This is a genomic window from Psychrobacter sp. 1U1, assembly GCF_051847535.1.
GTDB classification, from domain to species: Bacteria; Pseudomonadota; Gammaproteobacteria; order Pseudomonadales; family Moraxellaceae; genus Psychrobacter; species Psychrobacter saeujeotis.
On sequence record NZ_JBPYDD010000009.1, the window covers coordinates 1 to 11,476 of the forward strand.

Consider the following 11,476-nt stretch of genomic DNA (forward strand, 5'->3'; position numbering starts at 1 on the left):
GCGTTCATTTGCGTTCATTTGCGTTCATTTGCGTTCATTTGCGTTCATTTGCGTTCATTTGCGTTCATTTGCGTTCACAAAGTAAATTTTAGGAACAGCTTTGTCTATATTAAATTTATTTAAAGTAAGTCGTGTAACGTCTTAAAATCCAACCTTGTTGCACCTCATCATCAATTTCAATCTCTACAAGAAGCCATGAGCGATTAGACTTATCTATAACTTTTACGATAGTTCCAATTGGTAATATTTCAATAACATTAGAATCCATACTATGGTTTCCACGTAAGTTAAGATTATTAACCATCGTAAACCTATGACCTTTAAGTGCATTGCGATCAAATGTAATAGGTGAAGATCTTGTAAAGGACTTCACCTCCTGTTGAGTTGTCAATGTTTTTGTCTCTTCTTGAGCTTGTAAAATATAATAAGTTGTTAGACCGCTAGCTATGCCAAGTAGAAACTGTAATAAATAAATATGATAGAAATATACTAAAAAATCCTTAGCTCTATCTGAATATAAACTAAAATCCTTCCCTAGCTTTAGTTCATCACTCAATTTAGAATCAATTTCAGATATAGGCTCTCTGGAAAAGTTCTTTATATCTTCTTGCGTTAAAGTGCTATTCAAAACCTCATTTAAAGATGTGCTGTTAAAGCCAGATAGAACTTCAAACGACTTCATTTGGCTAATTTGATTAAACTGCTCGATAGCTTCCGACATTTTAAGTGTCAAATTACTCATCTCTTGAGATTGAGAGATAGCATAAAACTCTTTCGCAAATTCAGATTGTTTATAAAGATCGGCTGCAACAATTATTGATTGAGATATGTTAGCCAAAGGTTTCATTATCTCTGCCATGGGACTCGTTAACTCTGTTATGGTTTTAGCTATTTTTTGAGCGCTGTTTGAAATTAAACTATCATATGAATTTATTATCTTCATAATATCTAAAGATGGATCTTTAAAGATAACCGCTTCTTCAGCTCGTGACTGGGCAAATTTTGTTATCGCGCTTTGACTTTCAGAATAGGCAGGCATCAAACTTGATTGTTGAAAAGCCTTACTTGCGATATTAGCAGCTGAGTTCATCTGCTCATACTGTGCTACTCTCGGCAAATTATTCGATATTCTATCAGCACCAGAAAAGGGTACTGATTGTTCCTGTATTTTATTAGCAATTTCTAATGCTAAGAGTTGCTTAGATTCTTTTTTAGAATTTTCGTCCACTCAAATTTTCCTTTGATAAATATTATTTCAATACTACAAGCTAATATTGAAGATAGCACAATAGTTAATAAATTCCTTATTAGTTTGACTCTCATAAGTACAAAAAAAACACCCAACCAAGTTGAGTGTTTTTTATTTATAACAAGCTGTACATCAATCCAAAAAACTTGAGTAGCGAGGAAAATGAGTGATAGCACTACATCAAGTAGGCTGAACGAGTTTGACGACGCTAATCAGATTTTTAGTTTGATGTTATTCCCATTCAATAGTAGCCGGTGGCTTACTCGACACATCATAAGTCACCCGTGATACTTCAGCGATTTCATTCATAATACGATTCGATACCGTCTCAATCAGATCATACGGCAGATGAGCAAAGCGCGCGGTCATAAAGTCGACAGTTTCAACCGCACGTAGCGCGATGACCCACGCATAGCGGCGACCATCACCGACTACGCCGACTGATTTGATCGGTTGGAATACCGCAAATGCTTGCGCGGTTTTGTCATACCAGCCAGAACGCTCAAGCTCTTGCATAAAGATCGCATCAGCAAGACGTAAGATATCAGCGTATTCTTTTTTCACCTCACCCAAGATGCGCACGCCAAGACCTGGACCTGGGAATGGATGACGATAGATCATTTTCTCTGGTAATCCAAGAGTGATACCAAGCTTACGAACTTCATCTTTAAATAGATCACGTAATGGCTCAACCAACTCAAACGCCAAGTCATCTGGCAGACCGCCGACGTTATGATGGCTCTTAATGACATGTGCTTTGCCTTGATGTGACTTCGCTGATTCAATCACATCAGGATAAATCGTACCCTGTGCTAAGAACTCAATGACTTTGCCATCGCTTTGCTCACTCACTTCACGCGCGCTATCAGCGAAGACATCGATAAAGGTTTTACCAATGATTTTACGTTTAGCTTCTGGATCAGACTCGCCAGCTAATGCATTTAAGAATAAATCTTCGGCATCGACACGGATGACTTTGACGCCCATGTTTTCGGCGAAGATTTGCATCACTTGATCGCCTTCGTGCAGACGCAAGAGACCGGTATCGACGAACACACAAGTCAGCTGATCACCGATAGCTTTATGCAATAGCGCTGCGACGACTGAACTATCCACGCCTCCTGACAGACCAAGCAATACTTGCTTATCACCGATTTGCTTTTGCAATTGCTCAATACGCATGTCGATAATATTATCGGGCGTCCAATCACCGGCACAATCACAAATCTGATGTACAAAACGACTAAGCAACGCCTCACCTTGTAAGGTATGAGTCACTTCAGGATGGAACTGGAGACCATAATAATGGCGCGACTCATCGGCCATAATCGCAATCGGACAGCTCGGAGTGCTGGCAACAATATCGAAGCCTGCTGGCGCTTCAATCACTTTATCGCCATGACTCATCCATACATTAAGCTTGGCTGACTTGCCTTCCGTGCTGCTGTCTTCAATGCCTTCAGTCAGCTGCGAGTGACCATTGACATCAATCGTCGCTGCACCAAACTCATGGATATCACTGGCATGAACCTGCCCGCCGAAACGATCTGCCATCGCTTGCATACCGTAGCAAATGCCCAATACTGGCACGCCGAGCTCAAACACCGCATCATTGATACGCGGGCTATCCTCAGCATGTACGCTCTCAGGGCCACCCGATAAGATAATGCCTTTGGCGCCAAAGTCGTGGATGCGCTGAGCGTCGATATCGTAAGGGAACATCTCACAAAACACCCCAGAATCGCGCACACGGCGAGCGATAAGCTGGCTGTACTGTGAGCCAAAATCGAGAATGAGGATGCGGTCTTCTTTGATAGTAGGTAATGCAGGAGTGGCAGCGGCAGTGGTCATAAATCAATGTCCATCAAGAAAAAATTAGTGGCCTATTTTAACAAGTTTGCGCCCATTAATGGCTATTAGATGATGAATTATTCGCAGTTATTGACGATTATTAGCCGTTTTGCCATTTATTCGTAGTTATTTGAATTTGACGGTATTAAATGTGAGAAAAGAAAAGGCAGCAATATCGATAATAAGGAAGCTTTGCGCTTACTAATCGCATTTTATACGCAATTAAGTAAACAAAACCATGCATTTATAGCTACTATAAGGTTAAGCGCAAAATAAAAGTGACGGAGATAAACGATGACTAAGCCATTGAAAGGGTTACCCCAAGAGTTACTTCAAGAGACACTCAAAAACACCCAAGACTACATCCTAACCAAGTCTGATATCGAAAATACGCCTGAGACCAAGCATGTTCACCAGTTCAATGAGTGTGCTATTCGGCATACGGTTTCGTTGAGTGACATCACTGGTCTGACTAAATTTGGTCTGCATCTTGTGCGCGTTGAGCCGGGAGATGAGACCACGCAGCATCATTATCATGAAGAGTCAGACGAATTTGTCTATGTATTATCAGGACAGCTTTCATTGCGTTATGGCGATAACAATTATCCGTTAACTGCTGGCGACTTCGTAGGTTTCCCCGCGCATGGAGCTGCCCATTCTATGCTCAACGATAGCGATACAGACGCAGTCTATCTGATGGGCGGAAGCAGACCGCCGATTGATATTTGCAATTACCCAGACATCAATCGAAAAATGTATACTATCCACGGAAAAAAGGAATTTGTAGACTTAGAGAATCTAGGCAAGGTATAGAATTTAACAACCAATACAAAGAGAAAACAACATGGGCAACACTGATAACAGTAAAGGCAATAAAAAACCTGATAAATCTAAGTCAGGTCTCGGGCTATCAAAAGAATATCTTCCAGACTATGTAAGAGCACGATCAAAGCATCATAAGCCTCCTCATCTAGGTACCTTTGATGTAGGTATGTCCATTCCGCAGTGGCGGCCTGATCACGTACCAGATACCCGTATCGACAAGTTCACTTTTTTTATGGTGCTTGTCATACTTTTTAGTATCGCTGTGCCTTTGATACTTTTCCCCGAGCAGGGAAAAATATGGGTCGGGATAGCACGTAGCTTTGTCAGTGATAACTTTGGTTTTGCCTATTTAGCTTTTGGCGTCCTTGCCATGTTGTTCGTCATTTACATCGTGATTTCTGATATTGGCAAGATCAAACTAGGCCGTCCAGAAGAAACCGCTGAGTTCTCCGATGCCTCTTGGGCGTCGATGTTGTTCTGCGGTGGTATTGGAGCCAGTATTCTGTACTGGGGTCTGATTGAGTGGGCGTATTATTATCAAAGCCCTCCTTTTAACATAGCAGGCGGCACGCCGGATGCCATTCGCTGGGCGACTACCTACGGTATCTTTCACTGGGGGCCTGTCGCTTGGGCTATCTATTTAGTACCTGCTATACCTATCGCTTACTTTTATTATGTGCGCCAGACGCCGGTACTTAAAGTTAGCCAAACGCTTATGCCATTATTAGGCGAAAAGCTAGCTGGCAGCAATTGGGCCAAAATGCTCGATGTATTATTTGTCTTTGGGATGGTTGGCGGCGGTGCGACGACGCTAGGTCTTGCCTCTCCGCTTATCAACGAAGGCCTTTACAATTTATTTGGCTTGCCACGTAACATCACTATGCAGATTGTGGTGTTGTTAATTACCACTATGATTTTTGCTTATAGTGCGTATCAGGGGTTAAAAGGCGGGATTCAAAAACTCTCCAATATCAACTTTTATTTAGCCGTCGTTTTCTTATTATTCATTCTGATTGTCGGGCCGACCGTCTTTATTTTGAATACTGGCTTAGAAGCTATCGGGCGTTCTCTCACCGAAATGCCGCGTATGATGACTTATATAGAACCCTTCAAAGACTTCCAACAGTTCGGCTTTGAACACACCACCTTTCCGCAAGATTGGACCGTTTTTTATTGGGCATGGTGGTTGGTATTTGCACCGACTATCGGGCTGTTCATTGCCAAAATCTCGAGAGGGCGCACGATACGTAATATGGTCTTGGGGTCGATGTTCTATGGCTCGCTTGGCTGTGCGATGTTTATGATTATCTTGGGTAACTATGGTCTATATCTACAATTGACAGGCGTTGTCGATGTGGTGGCTGTCCTAAATAATGAGTCGCCCACTGCGGCCATCTTCGCTATCTTAAATAGCTTGCCGATGTCTTATGTAGTCATCGCTATCTTTACCTTTTTAGCTACTATCTTTACTGCTACTACCTTTGACTCTATCTCTTATATCTTGGCGTCCGTGGTACAACGAGAAGTCGATGATGAACCGCACCGTTGGAATCGTCTCTTTTGGGCATTCACATTGTGTTTATTGCCCGCGATTTTAATGTTCTTAGGAGACCTGCAAACCTTGCAGACTGCTTCTATTATCGCTGGTGCGCCGCTCATTATCATTCTCTCGATGATGATGGTCTCGGTCATTAAAGCTGCGCGTTATGATCTCGCTTATCAGCCTGATTACAATATAAAAACCATTCATATCGAAGAGCTGCCTGATAATGCGCCGTGGGAAGTAGGGGAAACCTCAGTATCACTTGAAGGCTCAATCATGCATCAACATGAAGAATGGGAGCAAATGCGCGAGGATACTGAAAACGCTGTGAACGCTAAAAACAACGGAAATGAGAAGTAGCTAATCGAAAGTGACTGTATTTAAGCTTTTTCTAAAAAATCAAATTAAAAGGCTGGGCTACGTTGGTAGCCCAGCCTTTTTGCTGTTTTTATCTATGATAATTAATCTACTTTAAAAATGGGCTAGCAACAGAGCTAGATATAAAGGCAAAAACAGAAACAGTGCTAATGAAACGAATTTCTTGCCAGCTTTATGAGTCCTTAACGACATCACTAAAAGCCGTATAAATACGATTCAACCCTTCTCGCAATAGCGCTTCAGGACACGCCACATTAAGGCGCATTTTAAGATACCCCTCATCGCCATATTTAATACCCGCATTGAGCTCAACTTTAGCATCGCGCAGCTTGTCATACAGCATTTGATCATCTTGCCCATATGCCGAGCAATCAAGCCAGATTAAATACGACGCCTCTGGACGCATGACCTTAATGTCAGGCAAATGACCTGCTAAAAAGTCTAGTGTTAACTCAATGTTTTTTTCAATATAAGCAAGTGCTTGTTCAAGCCACTCCTCGCCCTCTTCATAGGCGCTTTGCATCACGGTATAGGCAAATAAATTGAGCTCATACTCATCATTTAAATTCTGCTGCTGGCTGATTTGTTTGAGTAATGCCTCATCTTTAGCAAAAATCATTGAACCTTTTATACCAGCGATATTAAAGGTTTTGGTCATCGAAGTCAGGCTCACCACCTTGTGTTCATAGCCTTCTGCAAGCGTTAAAAAAGGGATAAACGTGTGACCGTTCAAAGTTAAATCTTGATGAATCTCATCGCTGACAATCGCTACATCATGCTTTTTACAAATCAAAAGTAGCGCCTCAAGCTCATCTCTCGTCCACACACGCCCGCCAGGATTGTGCGGATTACATAATAAATACAGCTTTACGTTATGCTCGACTATTTTAGCTTCGATGTCGTCCAAATCCAGATGATATTGTCCCTCGACTTCTTTTAACGCAGAGGTCACTAGCTTGCGATCGTTTTGTTCAACCTTAGCCATAAAAGGGGTATAAATAGGATCGTTGATCAGTACCGCATCGCCTATCTCGGTAAAGACGTTCATCATTAACGCTAAACTTGGCACCACGCCTGGGGAGAATAAGATATTGCTTTTGGCTAATAGTAATCCATAACGGCTACTATGCCAGTCAACAATCGCTTGATATAGCGCCTCAGTGGGTTTGGTATAGCCCAATACGCCGTGCTGAACCACGCGCTCAATGGTGTTTAAGATAGGCTTGGCAGCTTTAAAGTCCATATCTGCTACCCAGAGTGGAATGGTGTCATCGCTATAATGCCATTTAAGAGACCCTGTACCGCGTCTGTCGATTATCTCGTCAAAGTTATGTAGCACAGGCATTCTCCTTCATTAGTAAAGTAAGCGTTTAGAGTACAACAGGAATGGCAGCATCGCCAATCGCTTTATAAAAAGCCACATAGATATACAGTAAGATGATAATACACAGACCAAAACTATTTAGCGCGAGTTATCTGTTTATCGACTTAGTTGATATTTAAAATAAAATACTAGTATTATTTGGGTTATTAATATAAGTTAATAGTACGTTTGTATTTATAAATATAAATGTACATTCGGATTTATATTATTGGAGGGATGCAACACTATGAGCAGTATAAATCCTGTTACTACTTACCCAAATCACTACTGAGCCAAGTTGGCTTTTTTAACATAGGATAACTTATAATGAAAATGGATTTTTCACCAAACTTAGTACTCAAAATAAGCGCACTTACTTTAGCAATTGTAGGCGTCGCTTCATGTACGTCTGTGGCAACAGGCGCTGAGTCTCAACCAATGAGTGCAAGCAGCAGTACTGCCCTTGCTCTCGGTAATAGCGCGATGGCTGGCGGCACTAACGATACTGTCGCTATCGGTAGCCAAGCCAATGCAGGACTCAACTCAGCCACCGCTGTTGGCGGTCAAGCCAATGCCGCAGGTCTCGGCTCAACGTCGATTGGTTGGCAATCTAAAGCCACCGCCGAACGTGCGCAATCCTTCGGTCATCTAGCCAGTGCGAGCGGTGTACGCTCTACTGCGGTGGGTGAAGCGGCAACCGCTGGCGGCACCAATGATACCGTTGCCATCGGTAATAAAGCTAATGCAGGACTCAACTCAGCCACGGCTGTTGGTGGTGAGGCCAACGCTGCGGGTCTCGGCTCAACGTCTATCGGTTGGCAATCTAAAGCCACTGCCGAACGCGCTCAAGCCTTTGGTCATATCGCCAATGCGAGCGGCGTACGCTCTACCGCAGTGGGTGAGGCAGCAGCAGCACAAGGGGAAAACTCGGTCGCCGTAGGGAATAAATCTATGGCAGGCGGTATGAACAGTATCGCTATCGGCAATGGAGCAATGGCGGCAGGCAACAACCAAGTCGTCTTAGGTACTGCCGGACAAGTGCAGTCTAGTACCGAGTCACAGTCAGGTACGGTCAGAATAGTCACTATTGATGACAATGGCACGTTAGGTACGATGCTCGTTGACTATTACAAGTCAGCGCGTTAATACTAACTTGATAATATTGGCACAGCTATAACTTTCAACTCTAGACAAAATAAAGCTTTTGTTTAACGGATTAGTCTATACTGCCGGAGCTAAGTCGTTACCATCAGTATATCTATACCTGACTAAGCCAAAAAACCTCGCAATTGCGGGGTTTTTGCTATTTAAATTGAGCATATTAGCGATAGTTGTTTAGAGGGTTGGTTTGGACGGTACGAAATTTGCGGATTGTCAAATAATACAGTTTTAACTATAAAGGGAGCTTGTTACTTTTATGGTTGTAAATATGCATTTGACACCAGTACAAAATATTTGAATTACATTAAGTCACTCTTGTTAATGTAAACCTTAGATTCTACCTTCCTCTAAAACCTTTCCTTTATCTTCATGCAAAACACCCCCTAAAACCCCACCGTCATCTGCCAATAAATTAGCACCGCACTCATACTAAAGAACGAGCCGATGGTAGAGACGATGACGATAGCCGACATACGATTGACCAAGCCATAATACTGACCAATGATAGCGATGGTCGAAAATGTCGGCGCGGCAGCAAACAGCATCGCTACATATTTACCTTCTAGCGTACCGCCCGGAATTAAGGTAATAGCCAGCAGAATCATCAGCGGATGTAGTATCAGCTTACCCAAGCCGACCGTAGTGATTTTTGGTAAGTCGCCTCTAAGCTCCAGTCCATACAGGCTCATACCGATCACAAACAGTGCAACAGGAGCCGCCGCGCCAGTAAGTATTTGCGCAGTCTGAGCAACCACTTGCGGTATAGGCAGACTAAAGATAGAAAAGATCACGCTGACCACCAAAGCAATGATCAGCGGATTACGAGTGAAGTTTTTGCCAATACCGAGCAGCACACTGGCTAAAGACTTGTTGGAAGTGGGATTTATATCAGCCATGATAAATAGCATCGGCAGGATGATAAGGTTTTCGATGATGACGCCCATGGATAAATAGGCGGCAGCCTTATCAGTGCCGATGACCATAGAGGCCACCGCATAGCCAATAAAGGCGCTGTTAGAGAACGAAAGCGCCGTAGAGTTGAGTGCGGCGGAGACATTATCTTGTCGCCAAATCACTTTGGTCAGCACGACACCGACTATAAAAGCCATGACCGAGCCTAGAGCATAGGCAAACAGATAGTGCGGCAATATGACTTGTTGAAAAGGCATGTCTGCAATAGCGTTAAACATGAGTGCAGGCAAAGCAATATTTAGCACCAAACTACCCATACCTTTAGCGTGCTTAGGAGCGATGGCTTTAATACGCACGCACAAATAGCCAAGCGCAATGATGATAAAGATAGGGGCGGTGATGTTAATAATGTCTAACATAGGTGTGATTGCCCCTTGTAGGCATAGATATAATCAAGCGATTATAATCAATCAATCCTCAGATGAATATAAAATCAAACTTTGACGCCCTTTTTTAACGACCTTTAAAATCCGCCTCGCGCCTTTCAACCATCGCCATCGCACCCTCGCGAGCGTCTTCTGAATGGAACAAATGCGGCAAATAACTATGAATATTAGCCAGTGCCGCGGCGGTGCCACTACGACTGACATCTTGTGCTGAGGACAGTAGCCCTTGTACGCCAAGCGGTGCAGCTTTGCAAATCTCTTTAGCAATTGTCAATGCGCGCTCGTATTCTTTGCCATTCGGCACGACCTCACTGACCAGATTGAGTCTATCGGCGGTTTGCGCGTCAAAGGGCTTGCCAGTTAATAAATATGGCATAGCTTTTTGCCAGCCAGCCGCTGCGACAAATCTGACCGTCGCCCCGCCAAATGGCATAATACCCCGCTGCACCTCCATCTGCGCAAAGTTGCAATTTTCGCTCGCGATGACCACATCACTGTTGAGCATGAGCTCAATCCCAGCAGTAAAACAGGTGCCTTGTACCGCAACGACAATAGGCTTGGTGCGTAATTTACCACTGATGCCCCACGGATCAATCTCGTCATCGTTAAATTCAAACGCACCTTTGTCCCATTTGTCTTGTAGCTCCATGAGATCAAGACCAGCGGTAAAGTGCTCACCATGCGCAAATATCAGCGCACAACGTAAATTATCGTCATTGTCATAATGAGTCAGCGCATCAGACAATTGATTGATCATATGGCTGTCAAAGGCATTTCGCTTATCTACGCGATTTAGTCCAATAAGACAAATATAGTCTTGGACTTCATAAGTAATGCGAGTGTCTGTGTGATGATTATGTTCCGTCGTCATAGTTTCGTCCTTTTATACTTGTCTTTATTGAGAATCATAAGAAGTCGCTTTTAATATAGCCATCTATACACTATTACACAAGCAGCAAAGCCATTATCAATACTCACTGACCTGACGATAATAGTTGACCTGATTTACGATTGGTGCAACTATTATTCAAACTAAAACATTACTCAGAGCCTATTATGGAATTTTGGCATGGATTTTTACTTATCACTAGTGTGCACTTACTCGCAGCCGCCTCTCCTGGTCCTGACTTTGTGTTAGTTTCACGTGAAACTTTAACCAAAGGACGTCGTACTGGCTTGATTTGTAGTCTAGGTATTACAGTTGGTCTTGCGGTGCATATTATTTATTCCGTGTTAGGGTTAGCGGCGGTAATAGCTCATTCGCAGCCGTTATTGACTGCTATTAAATGGTTGGGTGGTAGCTATCTGATTTATTTGGGATGGCAAGGTATTCAAGCCAAACCAAAGCCTACAACTGACTTAGCACTAGATACTCCACAGCAGGAAGCGGACAAACAGGCAAAGCAAGACGTTTTAAAAGCCGATTCAACCCTTGCTACCCTGCGACGCGGTTTCTTCTGTAATGTCTTTAACCCTAAAGCGCCTGTATATTTTGTCGCAATATTTACCCTCGTATTGTCCCCCGATATCCCGCTGTGGCAGCTCTCTATCTATGGCGTATGGATGATGGTGTTACAGATGGCATGGTTTAGCGCTGTGGTGATGCTGCTCTCTATTCCTGCTATTCTGCGTCGTTTTGGGCGTATTGAGCACTGGATAAACCGTATCTTAGGTAGCGCAATGATAATATTAGGGTTAAACCTCATTTTACGTAGCCGATAAGACATTCGCTACTCGCAAAATCTGCT

General features: G+C 43.2%; 9 protein-coding genes. 4 read left to right on the forward strand and 5 right to left on the reverse strand.

The window, feature by feature from the left end; genetic code table 11:
* Positions 1–115: 115 nt before the first annotated feature.
* Together ACS8FB_RS12520 and guaA are read right to left on the reverse strand one after the other, a co-directional pair.
* Positions 116–1,228, reverse strand: coding sequence for an SH3 domain-containing protein (locus ACS8FB_RS12520; protein WP_439263343.1), 1,113 nt, complete (start codon positions 1,226–1,228; stop codon positions 116–118).
* 252 nt (positions 1,229–1,480) lie between these two features.
* Positions 1,481–3,100, reverse strand: a complete 1,620-nt coding sequence (gene guaA, locus ACS8FB_RS12525; protein WP_439263345.1) for a glutamine-hydrolyzing GMP synthase — start codon at positions 3,098–3,100, stop codon at positions 1,481–1,483.
* A 294-nt stretch (positions 3,101–3,394) separates the two neighbouring features.
* Between guaA and ACS8FB_RS12530 the strand changes: the two genes are divergently transcribed.
* The gene (locus ACS8FB_RS12530; protein ID WP_439263347.1) at positions 3,395–3,913 is read left to right on the forward strand and encodes a cupin domain-containing protein; all 519 of its coding nucleotides are present in this window, start codon (positions 3,395–3,397) and stop codon (positions 3,911–3,913) included.
* Between the two features lie 31 nt (positions 3,914–3,944).
* A complete protein-coding gene (locus tag ACS8FB_RS12535; RefSeq protein WP_439263349.1) occupies positions 3,945–5,828 on the forward strand; it encodes a BCCT family transporter in 1,884 nt (627 codons plus the stop codon).
* 190 nt (positions 5,829–6,018) lie between these two features.
* Here the strand turns inward: ACS8FB_RS12535 and ACS8FB_RS12540 are convergent, their stop codons facing one another.
* Positions 6,019–7,191 (reverse strand): MalY/PatB family protein, encoded by a 1,173-nt coding sequence (locus ACS8FB_RS12540; RefSeq protein WP_439263351.1) that lies wholly within the window; start codon positions 7,189–7,191, stop codon positions 6,019–6,021.
* A gap of 345 nt (positions 7,192–7,536) precedes the next feature.
* Between ACS8FB_RS12540 and ACS8FB_RS12545 the strand changes: the two genes are divergently transcribed.
* The gene (locus ACS8FB_RS12545; RefSeq protein ID WP_439263353.1) at positions 7,537–8,355 is read left to right on the forward strand and encodes a hypothetical protein; all 819 of its coding nucleotides are present in this window, start codon (positions 7,537–7,539) and stop codon (positions 8,353–8,355) included.
* Between the two features lie 398 nt (positions 8,356–8,753).
* Here ACS8FB_RS12545 and ACS8FB_RS12550 read toward each other — a convergent pair whose 3' ends face one another.
* Both ACS8FB_RS12550 and ACS8FB_RS12555 read right to left on the reverse strand, forming a co-directional pair.
* The gene (locus ACS8FB_RS12550; protein ID WP_439263355.1) at positions 8,754–9,701 is read right to left on the reverse strand and encodes an AEC family transporter; all 948 of its coding nucleotides are present in this window, start codon (positions 9,699–9,701) and stop codon (positions 8,754–8,756) included.
* Between the two features lie 94 nt (positions 9,702–9,795).
* On the reverse strand, positions 9,796–10,599 hold the full coding sequence (locus tag ACS8FB_RS12555; RefSeq protein ID WP_439263357.1) for a crotonase/enoyl-CoA hydratase family protein: 804 nt from the start codon (positions 10,597–10,599) through the stop codon (positions 9,796–9,798).
* Positions 10,600–10,784: 185 nt separating this feature from the next.
* Here ACS8FB_RS12555 and ACS8FB_RS12560 point away from each other — a divergent pair, with 185 nt between their 5' ends.
* On the forward strand, positions 10,785–11,450 hold the full coding sequence (locus ACS8FB_RS12560) for a LysE family translocator (RefSeq protein ID WP_439263359.1): 666 nt from the start codon (positions 10,785–10,787) through the stop codon (positions 11,448–11,450).
* The last annotated feature ends 26 nt before the right edge of the window (positions 11,451–11,476 follow it).

Excerpts from the sequence above, each read along its gene's own strand:
- ACS8FB_RS12550 (WP_439263355.1), bottom strand. The coding sequence starts at position 9,701 with ATGTTAGACATTATTAACATCACCGCCCCTATCTTTATCATCATTGCG.
- ACS8FB_RS12540 (WP_439263351.1), bottom strand. The coding sequence starts at position 7,191 with ATGCCTGTGCTACATAACTTTGACGAGATAATCGACAGACGCGGTACA.
- ACS8FB_RS12560 (WP_439263359.1), top strand. The coding sequence starts at position 10,785 with ATGGAATTTTGGCATGGATTTTTACTTATCACTAGTGTGCACTTACTC.
- ACS8FB_RS12530 (WP_439263347.1), top strand. The coding sequence starts at position 3,395 with ATGACTAAGCCATTGAAAGGGTTACCCCAAGAGTTACTTCAAGAGACA.
- ACS8FB_RS12555 (WP_439263357.1), bottom strand. The coding sequence starts at position 10,599 with ATGACGACGGAACATAATCATCACACAGACACTCGCATTACTTATGAA.
- guaA (WP_439263345.1), bottom strand. The coding sequence starts at position 3,100 with ATGACCACTGCCGCTGCCACTCCTGCATTACCTACTATCAAAGAAGAC.
- ACS8FB_RS12535 (WP_439263349.1), top strand. The coding sequence starts at position 3,945 with ATGGGCAACACTGATAACAGTAAAGGCAATAAAAAACCTGATAAATCT.
- ACS8FB_RS12545 (WP_439263353.1), top strand. The coding sequence starts at position 7,537 with ATGAAAATGGATTTTTCACCAAACTTAGTACTCAAAATAAGCGCACTT.